The 15,244-nt window shown below is 69.3% G+C and carries 14 protein-coding genes; 2 read left to right on the forward strand and 12 right to left on the reverse strand.

All coding sequences use genetic code 11. From position 1 onward, the window contains the following. Positions 1-224: 224 nt before the first annotated feature. The gene (locus D3272_RS17770) at positions 225-1,523 is read left to right on the forward strand and encodes an OprO/OprP family phosphate-selective porin (protein ID WP_165361402.1); all 1,299 of its coding nucleotides are present in this window, start codon (positions 225-227) and stop codon (positions 1,521-1,523) included. A 45-nt stretch (positions 1,524-1,568) separates the two neighbouring features. Here D3272_RS17770 and D3272_RS17775 read toward each other — a convergent pair whose 3' ends face one another. The 10 genes from D3272_RS17775 to aqpZ form a co-directional block, all read right to left on the reverse strand. Continuing rightward, a complete protein-coding gene (locus tag D3272_RS17775; protein WP_165361403.1) occupies positions 1,569-2,186 on the reverse strand; it encodes a YfdX family protein in 618 nt (205 codons plus the stop codon). Positions 2,187-2,525: 339 nt separating this feature from the next. Continuing rightward, positions 2,526-4,322 (reverse strand): glycoside hydrolase family 15 protein, encoded by a 1,797-nt coding sequence (locus D3272_RS17780; protein WP_129220554.1) that lies wholly within the window; start codon positions 4,320-4,322, stop codon positions 2,526-2,528. Between the two features lie 21 nt (positions 4,323-4,343). Then, a complete protein-coding gene (locus D3272_RS17785; protein ID WP_129220555.1) occupies positions 4,344-5,339 on the reverse strand; it encodes an SDR family oxidoreductase in 996 nt (331 codons plus the stop codon). Between the two features lie 244 nt (positions 5,340-5,583). Beyond that, positions 5,584-6,027, reverse strand: a complete 444-nt coding sequence (locus D3272_RS17790; protein ID WP_207210243.1) for a cytochrome o ubiquinol oxidase subunit IV — start codon at positions 6,025-6,027, stop codon at positions 5,584-5,586. After that, positions 6,024-6,650 carry a cytochrome c oxidase subunit 3 gene (locus D3272_RS17795; RefSeq protein WP_129220556.1) on the reverse strand — a complete coding sequence of 209 codons (627 nt, stop codon included), beginning with the start codon at positions 6,648-6,650 and terminating at the stop codon, positions 6,024-6,026. The genes D3272_RS17790 and D3272_RS17795 overlap by 4 nt, the downstream gene beginning before the upstream one ends. Beyond that, entirely contained in the window at positions 6,647-8,734 is a 2,088-nt protein-coding gene (locus tag D3272_RS17800) for a cbb3-type cytochrome c oxidase subunit I (protein ID WP_129220557.1), read from the reverse strand. The genes D3272_RS17795 and D3272_RS17800 overlap by 4 nt, the downstream gene beginning before the upstream one ends. Then, a complete protein-coding gene (locus tag D3272_RS17805; protein ID WP_207210244.1) occupies positions 8,731-9,630 on the reverse strand; it encodes a COX aromatic rich motif-containing protein in 900 nt (299 codons plus the stop codon). Before D3272_RS17805 ends, D3272_RS17800 begins: the two co-directional genes overlap by 4 nt. 888 nt (positions 9,631-10,518) lie before the next feature. Further along, positions 10,519-11,151 (reverse strand): hypothetical protein, encoded by a 633-nt coding sequence (locus tag D3272_RS17810; protein WP_129220558.1) that lies wholly within the window; start codon positions 11,149-11,151, stop codon positions 10,519-10,521. 50 nt (positions 11,152-11,201) lie between these two features. Continuing rightward, complete coding sequence (locus D3272_RS17815) at positions 11,202-11,768, reverse strand: hypothetical protein (protein WP_129220559.1); 567 nt, start codon at positions 11,766-11,768, stop codon at positions 11,202-11,204. Positions 11,769-12,561: 793 nt separating this feature from the next. Continuing rightward, positions 12,562-13,296 (reverse strand): aquaporin Z, encoded by a 735-nt coding sequence (aqpZ, locus tag D3272_RS17820; RefSeq protein WP_129220560.1) that lies wholly within the window; start codon positions 13,294-13,296, stop codon positions 12,562-12,564. A 265-nt stretch (positions 13,297-13,561) separates the two neighbouring features. On the opposite strand from aqpZ, the gene D3272_RS17825 reads away from it, so the two are divergent. Beyond that, positions 13,562-14,005, forward strand: a complete 444-nt coding sequence (locus D3272_RS17825; RefSeq protein WP_129220561.1) for a DMT family transporter — start codon at positions 13,562-13,564, stop codon at positions 14,003-14,005. A 56-nt stretch (positions 14,006-14,061) separates the two neighbouring features. Here the strand turns inward: D3272_RS17825 and D3272_RS17830 are convergent, their stop codons facing one another. Further along, complete coding sequence (locus D3272_RS17830) at positions 14,062-14,739, reverse strand: SOS response-associated peptidase (RefSeq protein WP_129220562.1); 678 nt, start codon at positions 14,737-14,739, stop codon at positions 14,062-14,064. A 67-nt stretch (positions 14,740-14,806) separates the two neighbouring features. Continuing rightward, entirely contained in the window at positions 14,807-15,235 is a 429-nt protein-coding gene (locus tag D3272_RS17835; RefSeq protein WP_129220563.1) for a DUF1622 domain-containing protein, read from the reverse strand. Positions 15,236-15,244 lie beyond the last annotated feature (9 nt).

A 15,244-nucleotide genomic window follows, 5' to 3' on the forward strand; every position in this document is an offset into this window, starting at 1 on the left:
CGCGCCCCGCATGGCGGCGCCGGATAGGGCGGCACCCGGTCCCGGCCGCCGGCGCCCCTCGCCGCACCTTGTCCCATCCCGCGCCGCGCCGCGGCTCGAAGGTGTGGCGGTCCCGTCACCCTTCGGCCGGCGAAGTGTCGTATGCGGCAGACCTCGCCCTGCGCCGCAGGGCTGCCGATCGAGGTTCCATGCCAGGCCGTAGTCTCGCGTCGACGATGCTCCTCGTGGCCACAGTACTCTGTGCGCCATGCGGCCTGGCTGCGCCGTCCCTCGCGCAGTCGCAGCCGAGCGGCCCGGGCGACGGCGCCCTTCCCTTCTTCGCCGCCGCTTCGGTGCCGCTCGACGGGGGGACGCTGTCGCTCGACACGAAGGGCATCACGGTCAAGCGCGACGACGACGCGATCAAGTTCCGCATCGGCGGCCGCGTCCAGATCGATGCCGGGTCGGCCAGCCTGTCGCCGCGCTCGCTCGGGCCCGCGCTGACGGACGATGTCGCGCTCCGGCGCTCCTATTTCGAGACCTACCTGACGCTCCACGACGCCGTGGAGGTGGCGTTCCAATACGACTTCGCCAACGCCGCGCAGCCCATCCAGGACGCGGTGCTGGCCTACCGCGGCCTGCCGCAGGTCATCGCCTCGGTCGGCAACTTCAAGGAACCCGTCGGCCAGGACCAGCTGCGCAGCAACGACACGACGACCTTCGTCGAGCGGGCGCTGACCAACGCCTTCTATCCGGGCCGCAACTTCGGTGGCGTGGTCGCGTCCTACGGGGACCGGTGGACCGCCGCGGCCGGCGTGTTCGGCAACAACGCCAACGGCGGCATCGGCGATAACGGCATCGCCGGGGCGGCGCGCTTCACCTATGCGCCGCTGCTCGACCGCGACCAGCTGCTGCACGTCGGGGTCGGGGGATCGTACCGGGCGCTCGACCCCAACCTCACCGCCTTCACCATCAGCAGCCGGCCGGAGGACAACGAGGCTGCGCGCCCGCTGGTCAGCACCGGCACGCTGCGCGGCGCCCGCGACGTCGGCCGCGTCGATGTCGAGGCCATCTACCAGTTCGCCTCCTACCGCATCACCGGCGAATATGCCGTCGCGGCGGTCGGGGGCGTGGCGCCGAGCGCGACGGCGGCGCAGCGCGGCGACCGGGTCTTCCAGTCCGGATACGTCGAGGCCGCCTGGGTGGTGAACGGCACGGGACGGCCGTATCGCGTCGCCCCGAAATACGGTGCGGACTTCGCCGTCCTGGGCGGGGTCGAGATCGACGACGCGCAGCGCATCTCGCGCGGCGGCTTCGGCGTCTTCGAAGTCGCGGCCCGCTACAGCGCCATCGACCTGCAGGACGGCGCCACGCTGGGCGGCCGCCAGGCCGACGTCACGGCGGGCCTCAACTGGTACCCGGACCGCAACATCCGCCTCATGGCCGACTACATCCACGCCACGGCGGATCCGGCAGCCGCCACCCTGAAGGCCGGACGGGTGGACAGCGACGCCGTCGTGGGTCGCCTGCAGATCAAGTGGTGACGGCCGAAGCCTGCTGCTTCGGCCGCCGGCCCGGATTTCCGGGTGTCACTTCTTGGCGGGGGCCGCCGATGCGGCATTCGCACCGGCGGTCGGGGGCGTTCCGGATGCCGGCATGCCGGTCATCTTGGCCGCCTGGGCCGGCGTGTCGCCGAACACCACCGTGTCGGTCTGGAGAAGATCCTGGGCTGCCTTCAAGGCGAGGTTGGCCTCGTAATACTTGCTCTGGTCGAGGAGGTTCACGGCGGCGTCGACGTGGACGTCCGTCGCCTTGATGGGCATGAGCACGCGGGTGAAGCTCACGTCGATCGCCCCCTGCTTCAGCGTGTCGACGGCCTTGTCGGTGTCGCCGTTCTTGAGATGCTCGTTGGCCTCCTTGACCTTCGCGGCCTTGTCGGCCGACAGAACCATGTCGTCGGCGACCACCATCTGGCCGTCGATGGGGATCAGGTCCGTATTGCCGGTGCCCTTGCCGTCGGCCGTGGGGGCTCCGTTGGGGAAGTCCTTCGGCGCCTGCTGGGCCACGGTCTTGAGGTCGCCCTGGGCTTCCTTGACCAGGGTCTTCGCCGCCTCCGTGTTGCCCTGGAAGATCGCGATGCGGGCGGCCGCGAGGTCGCGCTCGGCCCTGAAGCCGTCGGTCGACACCATGAGGCGCTTGTCCGTCATGGCGGACTGGGGTTGCGTCTTGGCGCCATCGCTGGCCGCAGTGGCGGCCCATGCGGACGTGCCGGCCAAAGAACAGCCGAGCATCAAAATGCCATAGAATGCCGAGCTGCTGTGTCTAGAATCGCTCATGACGTCTCTCCGGGGCAGTCGATCGACGTGCGTCGGCCTGCGTTGCTATAAGCCGGAGGGTGGCACCGAGTTTCGTTAAATCGGCGTGCGAACATTAAACTTAGCTCATTGACGGCGGTGGGGGCCGGTGGCCCGGGCCGCCATGACGGTGCCAGGGCCGCGTCGGTCGATGTCCCGGCGCCCCCGACGCGTTGCCGCCCGCGCCTGTCGTCAGGCGCCGCGGGTCAGCACGGGGCCGCAGAGCGACAGGGCCGTGTTGACGATGGCGAGATGCGTCAGCGCCTGCGGGAAGTTGCCGGTCAGGTGCCGGGCCGGCACGTTGTATTCCTCGGCGAAGAGCCCGAGGTCGTTGCCCACGGCGAGCAGGCGCTCGAACTGCGCCACGGCCTCCGCGTGACGCCCCTGAAGCGCCAGGCAATCGGCCATCCAGCACGAACAGGCCAGGAAGGCACCCTCGTTGGGGCCGTCCACCTTGGCCTTCTTGCGCCGGATCAGCCCGCCTTCGGACAGGTCCCGCTCGATCGCCGCGATCGTCGCCGCCATGCGGGGATCGTCCGCCGGGAGGAACCCCACGATCGGCAGCAGGAGCAGGCTCGCGTCGAGGGCCTCGTCGCCGTAGGTCTGCGTGAAGGTGCCCAGCCCCTCGTTCCAGCCTTCGCGGCAGGCCGCCGCGTGCACCTGGTCCCTCAGGGTCCGCAGCCACTCCAGACGGTCCGGCGAGGCTTCGGTCGCCTGGCCGTCGCGGGCCGCCCGGTCGAAGCCGGCCCAGGCCATGGCCTTGGAATAGGTGTATTGCCGGGTTTCGGAGCGTGATTCCCACACGCCCGAGCCCGGCGTGTTCCAGACGGCCACGAGGTGGTCGACGATGCGGCGTTCCACGGCGACATGGTGGGGCGTGATGGCGATCCCGGCGCGGCGCGCGAGGTCGAGGCAGTCCAGCACCTCGCCGTAGACGTCGATCTGGTGCTGGCTCGCCGCGGAATTGCCGATCAGCACCGGGCGGGCGTCGCGGTAACCCGGCAGTTCGTCGATGTGGTACTCGTCGAGGCGCCGGCCGCCGTCGAGCCGGTACATGATCTGCATCCGGTCCGGGGCGCCGCCCACCGCCCGCAGCAACCAGTCCCGCCAGGCCGTCGCCTCCTCGACGAAGCCGGCGTTCAGGAAGGCCCCGAGCGTGAAGGCGGCGTCCCGCAGCCAGCAGTAGCGATAGTCCCAGTTCATCTTGCCGCCGGCCACTTCCGGCAGGCTGGTGGTGGGGGCCGCCACGAGGCCGCCGGTGAGGTCGTGCACCATGGCCTTCAGCGTGATGAGCGAGCGCTTGACGGTCGCCGGCCAGCGCGTGCGGCTCTCGTCGAAGCGGGCGATCCAGCCGCGCCAATGCCGACGCGTCTCGTCGAGCGCGCGCTCGGCGTCGAGCGCGCCCCGGGCGTCGTCCCGGCCGTCCGGCACCACATCCATCAGCGAGGCGTAGGACAGGACGAAGGCGAGGCGCTGTCCTTCGCGGATCGACACCTCGGCCGTCACGGTGTCGTCCGCGATCGCGACCGCGACGGGCGACACGAGGCTGACCCGGTCGGGCCCGATGCGCGCCGTCATCCCGCCTTCCGCGCTTTCGCACCAGGGCGGCATGGTGCCGTAGGCGAAGCGCAGGCGCAGCACCATGGCGAGGTCGACCGTTCCCGACAGGCCCTCGACGATGCGCACCAACGACGACAGGTCGCCGCGCCGCAGGGGCATGAAGTCGGTGATGCGGTAGGCCCCCGTCTCGGTCTCGGCGTCGGTCTGCAGGACCAGCGTGTCTTCCTCGTAGCGGCGCGAGCGCCCGGTGACGCGGCTCTTCGGGTCGAAGGACCAGCAGCCGTGCCGGTCGTCGCCGAGCAGGGCCGCCAGGCATGCGTCGCTGTCGAAGCGCGGCCAGCACAGCCAGTCGACCGAGCCGGCGCGGCTGACGAGCGCCGCCGTCTGCCCGTCGCCGATCAGGCCGTAGTCCTCGATGCGGGAGCTCATCGCAGTGTCCTCGGGGCTCGGTCAGATGTCGAAGCGTTTGGCGAGCCGGTGCAGCAGCACGGCGCCGCCGAGGAGTGCCAGGCCGGCGTAGATCGCGTCGCGATGCCGGTCGGTGAACATCTCGACGGAGCGGTCGCGCGACTTGGCGTCGAAGCGGCCGTGGGCGCCGTAGTCGCCCGGCACAGCGTCCCAAAGGTTGCTCTTGTGGTCGGGCTTCAGCTTCTGGTCCGTCATCTGGGAGCTGTAGCCGTGCTTGGCGAGGTAGCGGTCGGCGAAGGCCGGCGCGATGCGGTTGGCCCAGATGGCCTTCACGGTGGGCCAGCCGACCCAGATCTCGCGCCGGCGGCTTTCCGCCGCGAACAGGATGGCGCGGGCCGGGACCTCGGGCTGGAAGATCGGCGGCACGGGCTGGGCCCGGAACCCGAGCTTGTTGAGGGCCCAGTCGAACTGCGGCGTGTTCACCGCCGGCAGGTCGACCATGCACAGGTGGATGTCGAGCTTGTCGTGGATGAGTTCCGACCGCAGCGAATCCGTGAAGCCGCGGATGGCCGACTTGGCCCCGCAATAGACCGACTGCAGCGGCACCGACCGGTAGGACAGCGCCGAGCCGACGTTGACGATGGTGCCGCGGTTGCGCGGCGTCATGCGCTTGAGCGCCACCATCATGCCATGGACCTGGCCGAGGTAGGTGACCTGGGTGGCCCGCAGGGCTTCGGCGGCGGTGATGTGCTTGACCGGGGCGAAGACGGTGGCGAAGGCGACGTTGACCCAGACGTCGATGGGGCCGAGTTCGGCCTCGATCCTGTCCCCGGCGGCCGCGACGGCGTCGAAGTCGGCGACGTCGGTCGGGATCGGCAGGGCCCGCACGCCGTGGCGTCGGGCCTCCTGGGCGGCGCGCTCGAGGCGGTCGGGATCGCGGGACAGCAGCGCGACATCGTAACCCGCCCGGGCGAACTGCTCGGCGGCCGCCCGCCCGACGCCCGCGCCCGCGCCCGTGATCACGGCGATTCTGGTCATGCTGTCATCCTTTTCCATCGTGCGACGGAGCCTCGCGGCCCGGACTTCGCCAGCCCGCACCGCGCGGCCGATCTCTGTTGTCATCGAAGCAGAACGCCGTCGTGCGCCCGTGAACAACTTCGCATCGGGGAAGTAAGTCGGCGACGGCCCGGTCTCCTGTAGATCGCGCGAAGCGTCCCGATGTTCCGCTCCGCGCCGGTTTCCGTCGAACGTCCGGCGTGGACCGGCCGGGGCCGGGCGCCCGCTACATCATGCGGGCGCGGAGGTTGAACAGCACCACCAGGGTCCCGCCCACCATCAGCAGCACGATCAGGGTCGAGAAGAGGATGAGCAGGAGGTCGTCCCGCGCCTGGCCCTTGAAGTCGATGTGGAGGAAGCAGCGGAACTGCACCAGGACCTGGACGAGGCCCAGGCCGAAGACGAGCGCCAGGGCCACCGGGGGCTCGGCCCAGCGCCAATACACCAGGGCGAAGGCGAGCAGCGTCAGCGCGAGCGCGAGGCCGTAGCCGATGCCGTAGGTGAGGAGATCGCGCCGCCGGTCGGCCGCGATCTCGGCCTTCGACGGCCTCGCGGTCCGGCGCGCGGGAGGCGCGGCGGCCGGCCGGACCGAGAAGGCCGTCGCGACCCAGAGCGCCGCCGCGCCGTATCGGGCGAGGCGGCGGGGGAGTGATGGACCGGGACCGCTCACCGCATCACTCCCTGCAGGTAGACGACCGAGAAGATGGCGATCCAGATCACGTCGAGGAAATGCCAGAAGAGGCCGAGGCGCAGCAGGTTGATCTTCACCCGATCGTCGAGGCCGAACGCGGCGACCTGGACCAGCATGACGACGATCCAGCTGCAGCCGGCGACGACGTGCAGCCCATGGGTCGGCACGAGGGCGAAGAAGGCCGACAGGAAGCCGCTCCTGTCCGGCGTGGCCCCGTCGTGGATCATGACGGCGAAGTCGTTCGCCTCCATGCCGAGGAAGGTGAGCCCGAGCACCAGTGTCACCAGGAGCATGCCGACGACCCAGCGCAGCTGCCCGCCGTACTTCATGGCGAAGGACGACATGCCGTAGGTGAAGCTGCTCAGCAGCAGCACCATGGTTTCCCAGAAGGCGCTGTCGATCTTGAATTCGGCGGCCGGCCCGGGCGCGCCGGCCGTCGCGGCCAGCTGCGTGCCGTAGACGGCGAAGAGCAGCGCGAAGAGGATCGCGTCGCTCATGAGGAAGACCCAGAAGCCGAAGATCCCGGTTTCGGCCTCCTCGACGTCGATGGCCTCGAAGCCGCCGACCTTGAGGCCGACGTGGCGCAGTTGCGGGTCGGTCACGCGTGGAGCTCCGCCAGGCCGGCATTGGCCGACGTCGTTTCGAGTTCGCGCGGATGGACCTGCTGGGCGGCGGCCGTCGCCAGCCAGGCCCGGTCCGTCGCCTCGACCTCGCGGGCGCCGATCACCCGCTTGGTGCGACGGACGAACGACCGGGCGATCACGGCGGCCCACAGGACCGCCAGGCCGAACGCCGCCATCCACCAGATGTGCCAGACGAGGCCGAAGGCGCAGACCGCGCCCGACAGCCCGACGACGGGGCCCACCATGCTGTTCCGCGGCATGGCGATGTCGCGGTAATGGTCGGCGGGCTTGTAGGCGCCGCCGTTGGCCTTGCGCCAGTGCCACGGATCGCGGCGGCCGACATGCGGGATGGTGGCGAAATTATACTCGGGCGGCGGCGCCGCCACCGACCATTCGAGGCTGCGGGCGCCCCACGGGTCGCCCACCGGCACCCTGTGCTGGTCGCGCTGGCGCACGCTGACGTAGAGCTGCACGAAGAGCGTCGCGAGGCCGGCGAGCAGGAGGAAGGCGCCCAGCAGGGCGACGAGCAGCCAGGGGCGGAAGTCCGGCTCCAGGATCTCCTGCGTGCGGCGCGCCAGACCGGCGAGGCCGAGCACGTAGAGCGGCATGAAGGCGAGGTAGAAGCCCGACACCCAGCACACGAACGAGACCGTGCCCCACCGCTCGTTCAACCTGAAGCCGAAGGCCTTCGGAAACCAGTACTGGTAGCCGGCGATCATGCCGTAGAGCAGCCCGGGGATCAGCATGTTGTGGAAATGCGCCACCAGGAACACGGTGTTGTGCACGACGAAGTCGACCGGCGGCATGGCCAGGAGGATGCCGGTGAAGCCGCCGAGCACGAAGGTGACGATGAAGGCGAGGGAGAACAGCATCGGCGGGGTCAGGCGCACCTCGCCGCGGAACATGGTCCAGATCCAGTCGTAGACCTTTACGCCCGTCGGGATGCCGATGGTCATGGTGGCGATGCCGAACACGGCGTTGATGTCGGCGCTCTGCCCCATGGTGAAGAAGTGGTGTAGCCACACCGTGAAGGAGAGCACGGCGATCGCCATGGTGGCGATGACGAGCGACACGTAGCCGTAGAGCTCCTTGGACGAGAAGGCCGAGATCACCTCCGAATAGACCCCGAACGCCGGCAGGATGAGGATGTAGACCTCCGGATGGCCGAACAGCCAGAACAGGTCGATATAGATCATCATGTTGCCGCCGAGATCATTCGTGAAGAAATGATACCCGAGGTAGCGGTCCAGGGCGAGCATGAGGGTGGCCACCGTGAGGGGCGGCATGGCGAAGATCATCAGGATGGACGTGCACAGCGACGTCCAGCAGAAGAGCGGCATGCGCATCAGCTTGAGGCCGGGGCAGCGCTTCTTGAAGATGGTGACGGCGATGTTCATGCCCACCAGCGTGCTGCCGATGGAGGACAGCGTGATGGCCCAGATCCAATAGTCCGGTCCGACGCCGGGCTGGTAGGCGGCCTCGGTATAGGGCGGATAGCCGGACCAGCCGCCGGTGGAGAACTCGCCGATCGCCAGCGACACCATCATGAGGCCGGCGCCCCCGGCGGTGAGCATGAGGCTGATCGAGTTCAGCAGCGGGAAGGCGACGTCGCGCGCGCCGATCTGCAGCGGCACCACGTAGTTGATGAGGCCGGTCAGGAACGGCATGGCCATGAAGAAGACCATGATGCTGCCGTGGGTGCTGAACAGCTGGGCGAAGTGGTTGGGCCCGACGAGACCCGGCGCGCCGATGGCGACGGCCTGCTGGGTGCGCATCAGCACGGCCTCGATGAGGGCGCGCGACAGCATGACGAAGGCGAGCACGATGTACATGATGCCGATCTTCTTGTGATCGAGGCTCGTCAGCCAATCGGACCACAGCGGCTTCCACCAGCGCTTGTAGGTCAGCAGCGCCACGAGCAGCACGGCACCCACCACCACGACGCCGCCGGCGCCGGCCCCGATGGCCTCGCTCAGCGTGCCCTTCTCCCAGGCCCGCACGAAGGGCAGGTCGCTCCACTCGAAACGGCCGAGAAGCGTGGTCCAGATCTCGCTGCCGGTCATTTCATGCCCTTCATGGTCATGTCGGCCGAGCGCACGCCCGGCATTGTCTGGTCGAGGATGCCGTGGAACAGGTCGGGCGCGACCGTGCCGAACAGCCGTGGCCCGGACACCTCCCGCGCCGCCGCCAGCCGCTTGTAGCCGGCGAGGTCGAGCCGCCCCGGGTCGGCCCGGGCGGCGGCGAGCCAGGCCGCGTAGTCGCCCGGCGCCAGCGCCCGGACGGGGAAGTGCTCGTGCGGGAAGCCGTCGCCGCTGTATTGGACGTTCTCGCCGCTGAAGTCGCCAGGATGGTCGGCGGCGAGGTTGAGTTCGGTGGTCATTCCAGCCATGGCGTAGATCTGCCCGGCGAGGCGCGGCAGCAGCAGGGACTGCATCACCGTGCCGCTGGTGATGTCGAGATGCACGGGCCGGTCGGCGGGAAAGACCATCTGGTTCACGGTCGCCACGCCGGCGTCCGGATAGATGAACAGCCACTTCCAATCCAGCGCGACCGCCTGGATCCGCGTCGCCGGCTTGTCCGACACCAGGGGCTTGTAGGGGTCCAGCGTGTGGGTGTCGTTCCACAGGAACAGGCCGAGCACCATCACGATGACGATTGGGGGGATCCAGATGAAGCCTTCGAGCGGCCAGTTGAAGGCCCATTCGGGACGGTAGACGCTCTTCGTGTTCGACAGCCGGTAATACCAGGCGAAGAGCGGCGTGAGCAGCAGCACCGGGCCGATCACGAACAGCATGACGAAGCAGACGACCAGGAACAGGTGACGCTCCTGCGCCATGATGGGGCCGCCGGCGGCGAGCATGCCGTGGTTCAGCACCGCGCAGCCCGACAGGGGCCAGAGCCCGAGGATGGCCGACAGCCGGGCGACGCGCCGGCATGCCTTTGCGAGAGATGGGGGCAAGCGGCAGCCTTCTGACTAGCGGTGATGCGTGGGGGCGGGCGCGACGCGGATCGGGGCCGAGCGGCCGGACGCATCGCCGGGGCTCCGCATCGACGCCGATCCGGGCCCGAGGCGGCGATGCGCCGGCCCGCACAGGCGTCGCAGGGCCAGGCCTCGTCGGCCGGGAACCGCGTGCGGCGGGACGCGCCGGTGGCGGGCGGCGACCGCCGCCATCCTGGATGTCGGAGCCAGGGCCACGGTCAGGTCGGCGGCAGGCGGCTGCGGCCACCGGGCCGCCCGTCCGCGGCCGGTCGCCCTCCCGACGAAGCCGACCCCAAGCGCCGCACCCTCAACCATCCGTGTCGACACCCGCATGACGTCATGCAGCGGGAAGCCCCTCGGTCGGGGTCCAGTTCCGACGATGCTGCAGTTTTAATGTTCGCAGCCGTGCCAGCCGCGCCGCTGAGTGAAAAGGCGTTTTCCCGCCGCGAAAGAGCTTTTTGAGATCTTGCGCGGATGACGGCTCCGGACATCTCATCTTGGCCGTCGTGGGTTCGGCGGCGGCATTGGCTCCGGCCGCGACGACCCGGGTCTGCGGCCTGCCATGCGGGCCCGTGGCCCGCCGTGGCGGGGCAGGGCGGACGGGACACGCGGACCGCGGCAGCTGCCGCGGGATCATGGATGGGTCGGTCGTGTGGCGTGCGCGGGCCGCAGCTTTCGCCGTCCTGTCGCCGGAGGTGAAGGCGTCCTGGCGTCTGTCAGGCAGTCGCCGACGCTCGCCGGATCCCCACACGCGAGCCCGTTTGCGGGCTCCGATCGAAGCGCCGCGTCAACGACTGCCTGGCAGGGTTGCGGATGAAACGGTTGTCGGTCCGACGCTGGAGCGACGTCGCCGCAGGCGAAAGCGCTTCAAGCGTCTTCCCGTCGTCCGATCCTGGCCAGGGCGTCCTGGAACATGGTTCCGATGCCGAAGGAGGAGATGACCTTGTCCTCGAACAGCTTGGACAGGCACTCCGCCTCGGCAGCGTCCTGCATCGACTTGGAGGCGATCTCCCGGTCGGCCGCTGCGGCGAACTCCGTCGTCTGCAGCTTCGACCGCAGGTCCAGGACCATCGCCTCCAGCGTGGTGATCTGGGACTTGAACGATTCCGCCAGGCTCTTCCAGTCGTGGGCCATGGTCTCGGCCGTCAGGATGTCCTTCTCGGCCTGCGATTGGATCGCCACGATGCTGTGCCGCAGGCGATCGTTCTCGCGCATGACGTTCGGGATGAAGTTCTTCACGTCCTCGAGGATGTCGAAGGCGCTCAGAGCGTTGTCCTTGGGGTCGGCCGGCTGGCCTGCGACCGGCTGGTCCGGCACCGCCGGAACCTTGTCGACCTGTCCGAACGGCCGGCCGCCATCGCTGCCGCCCTGCGCCGGGCGCAGCGCCAGGATCATCGAACGCATGCCGTCCCGTCCGGCATGCAGTTCGGGGATGCGGGCTTCCGCCGTGTCGGCTGGGCTCGCCTGGGATTCCACGACAGCGTTTTTCTGCGGCAGCATGAGATCGTCCTGACGATATGGGTGCGGAACTCGTGTCGCCCCGTGAAGGCTCAGCTTTCTTTCAGTCCGTCCGCCTGCCGGATGGCGGCGTCCATGGCCGTCCTGATGTGCGAGCCGTAGCCGAAGGCCGCCTCGACCTGCTTCTGAAGCTTGTCCGTGACGAGTTCGGCGTGATCGGCGCGGAGCGCGACGTCCTTGTGCGCCTGTTCCAGCTTGATCAGCCGCGCTTCCGCGGTGTGATAGCGGGCCGTGACGGCCATGTTCTCGTTTTCGAGGCTCGTCGTCTTCTCCTGAAGCTGCAGCGCGAGCCCCCTCCAGTGTTCGACCGACTCGATCTGCTCGGCGCATGTCGCCTTTGTTTGAGCCAGTTCGGTGGCGAGGTTGCCGCAGCGTGAGGAGAGAAATTCTATAGCGCGGGATGCGCTGTCCAACAGCATTCCCGTGTTGTCGAGGATGGTGTCGACTGGGGGAATGCTCGCCGTCGCCGACACGGTTTCGCCAGGGCGGCTGTCGCGCCGAAACACCTTGTGCATGAAACTTTCGACGGTGGCGTACTGAGCGAGATCTATGTGGGTGGGTTCCTCGTTGCCGTGAGAAACCATAGTAATCGTCGTCATGGCCGGCCCTCAATTCTTGTCTCAGTTAGGTAAGGCGGCACGGTAAAAAATTGGTTAATGCATGTCTCAGGCTGGCACACGGCGCGTATTAAATTTCATGGCAATAAAGATTTACGCCTCGCGTCAATAAGCGCGGGCGGTGACGAGGCGGCGAATCGGGAGTGCCTGCGGCCGGCGCGGGCTCGCGAGGCAGGCGGATGCCGACGCGGCCGGGGCGGACCCGATCACGACGGCTCGCTCGTCGTGGCGGTGCCGATCCCGGCCGGGCCCGGTCCGTCGGCGACGCCCGGGCGCCTCACCGCGTTCTCGTCAGGTCCGTCACGAGCCGCACGATGTGGAGCTGCAGCTGGCCGACCGTGGCTTTCACCTCGGGATCAGGGCTGCGATGCAGCTTCTGGAGGATGGGCTTGATGTCGTCGAGCTAGGGGGAGAGCTGCCGTTGCAGCAGGCGTCGGGCCCCTTCCTCCTCCAGGATGTCCAGGCAGTCCTTGATGCGGACCAACGTCGGTCCTCGGTGGCCGCCGAGGCAGAGCACGCCCTATGCCAACGGCGGCAGTGGGACGGTGTCGAGGACCGGAAGGGCGACGCCAGCGGGCGACCCCCGCCCGCGCGTCCGCCAAAGGGACGCCCCATGTCCTCGCCGCGGTCGTGTCGGGCCGCGCGGCGCTGCCGCCCCACCCGTCCTGGGGCGCTCTCGCCGCGCGCGGAGCCGCTCCGGCTCGCGGCGCGGTATCGGCTTCGGCCTGGCCCGGTCCCGCCCCGGCCAGCACCGGCGCGCGGAGCCGGTCCCGCATCAGCGGCGCTCCTCGACCACCACCGTCCCGACGATGGCGGAATCCTCGTAGAGCGCGCGTGCCAGGTAGCCGGCGATCATGGCACCGGCCGTCGGCGCGACGATGAACAGCCATAATTGCCCGACGTATCCACCGCCTGCGAACAGGGCCGGGGCGATGCTCCGGGCCGGGTTGACCGAGGTGTTGGTGATGGGGATCGAGATCAGGTGGATGAGCGTCAGCGCGAGGCCGATCGGGATCCCGGCGAAACCCGTCGCGGCACCCTTCGAGGTCGTGCCGATGATGATCATCAGGAAGAAGAAGGTCAGCAGCATCTCGGCGAGGAAGCACGACGCCAGCGAATAATGGCTCGGGCTGAGGTCCCCGTAGCCGTTCGACGCGAACCCGTTCGGCACCCAGTCCGGCTTGCCCGAGGCGATGACGTACAGCACGGCCGAGGCCAGGATGGCGCCGAGCACCTGGACGACGATGTAGGGTACGACGTGCTTGTTCGCGCAGCGTCCGGCCGTCCACAATCCGAGTGTCACGGCCGGGTTGAAGTGCCCGCCGGAGATGTGGCCCACCGCGTAGGCCATGGTCAGCACCGTGAGGCCGAAGGCGAGGGCCACGCCCATGAACCCGATGCCGAGCACCGGGAAGGCCGCCGCGACGACGGCAGAGCCGCAGCCCCCGAAGACGAGCCAGAACGTGCCGAAGAACTCGGCCGTCAGGCGCCGTTGCATGTCCCTGTCCATGGCGAACCTTCCCTTTGGCGGTTCATCCGCTCGGGCCCATGCACGAGTCCTGTTGGACCGACCGTGCAAACCAGCACCGGCCGCTGCGGAAGGCAAGCGGCTCGCCGGCGCACCGCGCCCGGCACGGCAGGCTGCCGAAGCGCCGCGCCGCCGGCCTGCGCGGTTTCGGCGCAGGGCGGCGATATTCGCCTTTCCTCGGGGCCATGCCGCAGCGTCATGCGTAAGGTCCTCGCACCCCTGTCGCGGTGCGCCCGGGACCGAGCCGATGATCTACCTCTACGCTTTCGCCCTCGTGGCCGGCATCGCCAATGCGTTCCAGGCCGGCGCCAATTCCACCCTGTCGAAGACGCTGAACCAGCCCTTCCTGGCAGCCCTGATGATCGTCGGGGTGAGTGCCCTGACGCTGGCGGCGGCCGGGCTGATCTCCGGACGGCTCGCCTGGCCGACATCCGCGGCCTTCGCCGCCGTGCCCTGGTGGGCTTGGGGCGGCGGCCTCCTGTCGGCCCTGCTGTTGATGAGCCAGCTCTTCGTCGCGGAAGCCATCGGGGCCGGGCCGTTCCTCGGCATCATCGTCGTGGCGGGGACGCTGGCGTCGCTGCTGATCGACAATTACGGCCTGGTGGGGTTCAAGCTGCACCCGCTGAACGCTTGGCGCATCGTCGGCGGCGCCTTGATGGGGGCCGGGGTGCTGCTCGTGGCGCTGTTCTGACGCCGGCGACCTCGTGGATCACCGACGAGCCGTCGCCCGAAGCCGGGCGTGCCCGGTCAGCCCGCCTCCGCCACCGGCTCGACGATCGTCGGGTCGTCGTCGCCTTGACCGGTGCGGTTGACCCGGCTCGACACGATCCATTCGCGCAGCGCGCTCGCCGCCGCGGGCTCCAGGACCTCGGGTCCGAGCGATCCGTCGAGCCAGCCGTCGAAGCTGTCGGGGGCGAGCAGCACCGGCATGCGGTCGTGGTAGGGCGCCATCCAGTCGCTCGCCCCCGACACGATGACGGTGGCGGACAGGACCTCCTCGCCGCTCGCCGGGTCCGTCCAGCGGTCCCACAGGCCGGCGAAGGCCAGGATGGGGGAGCCGTCGCCGGCCGTGAACAGGTGGGGCACCTTCTCGCCCCGGTCGCCCGTCCACTCGAAGAAGCCCGACGCCGGGATGATGCAGCGGCGCTTCCTGAAGGCGTCGCGGAACATGGGCTTTTGCGCCACGGTCTCGGCGCGGGCGTTGAAGGTCGCCGGCACGTCCTTCAGCGGCTTCTTCCACCATACCGGCACGAGGCCCCAGCGCATCGGGACGAGTTCGCGGCCGGCCTCGGTCGACCGGACGACGTCGATCGTCGTCGTGGGCGCGATGTTGTAGCGCGGCCGCAGGTTCTTCGCCGCGCCGATGACGCTGAGGAAGGCGTGAACCTCGGACCAGGTATACCGCTGGGTGAACCGCCCGCACATGCCCAGGTCTCCTCCCGCAACGGGTTCCGCTGCCCTATCAGGACGCGTTTCTGCACGGCACGCAACGTCAGGCCGGCGGCGAACCTGCATCGACGGGTCGGGCGCTCGCCGGTGCCACGCCGGCACGATGCCCGCTGGGTTCGCCCCGCCGGCTGTCGGCCCTGTCGATCTCCTGCTGGAGGAAGTAGTTCAGCGCCGTGCGCAGCACCGCGATGGCGGCGAGCTGGCCGATCTCGGTCCAGGTCGGGGCGACGGCCGTGCGCAGGATGTCGGCCGCCAGTTCGAACTCCAACGCGACGGCCAGCCAGCGTCCGAGCTTGAGCCGCACGTCCTCCTTGCGCCGGTCCGCCGGCTCGCCCCGGACGTCCGTGCCGGGCACGAACAGCCACAGCGCCCGCAGCGTGCCCTCGATCGCGGCGAGGCCGATGATGAGGGCGGCGGCGGCCTCCGTGCCGCTGGCCAGCCAGATGGTGATGGCTTTGAAGGTGTCTTCCATGGCGGGGGA

It is taken from the genome of Lichenibacterium ramalinae (assembly GCF_004137085.1).
Classification (GTDB): domain Bacteria; phylum Pseudomonadota; class Alphaproteobacteria; order Rhizobiales; family Beijerinckiaceae; genus Lichenihabitans; species Lichenihabitans ramalinae.

Coding starts and splice junctions, on each gene's coding strand:
- D3272_RS17780 (WP_129220554.1), bottom strand. CDS start 4,322: ATGAGCTCCCGCATCGAGGACTACGGCCTGATCGGCGACGGGCAGACG.
- D3272_RS17835 (WP_129220563.1), bottom strand. CDS start 15,235: ATGGAAGACACCTTCAAAGCCATCACCATCTGGCTGGCCAGCGGCACG.
- D3272_RS17830 (WP_129220562.1), bottom strand. CDS start 14,739: ATGTGCGGGCGGTTCACCCAGCGGTATACCTGGTCCGAGGTTCACGCC.
- aqpZ (WP_129220560.1), bottom strand. CDS start 13,296: ATGGACAGGGACATGCAACGGCGCCTGACGGCCGAGTTCTTCGGCACG.
- D3272_RS17825 (WP_129220561.1), top strand. CDS start 13,562: ATGATCTACCTCTACGCTTTCGCCCTCGTGGCCGGCATCGCCAATGCG.
- D3272_RS17775 (WP_165361403.1), bottom strand. CDS start 2,186: ATGACGGACAAGCGCCTCATGGTGTCGACCGACGGCTTCAGGGCCGAG.
- D3272_RS17800 (WP_129220557.1), bottom strand. CDS start 8,734: ATGACCGGCAGCGAGATCTGGACCACGCTTCTCGGCCGTTTCGAGTGG.
- D3272_RS17815 (WP_129220559.1), bottom strand. CDS start 11,768: ATGACGACGATTACTATGGTTTCTCACGGCAACGAGGAACCCACCCAC.
- D3272_RS17810 (WP_129220558.1), bottom strand. CDS start 11,151: ATGCTGCCGCAGAAAAACGCTGTCGTGGAATCCCAGGCGAGCCCAGCC.
- D3272_RS17785 (WP_129220555.1), bottom strand. CDS start 5,339: ATGACCAGAATCGCCGTGATCACGGGCGCGGGCGCGGGCGTCGGGCGG.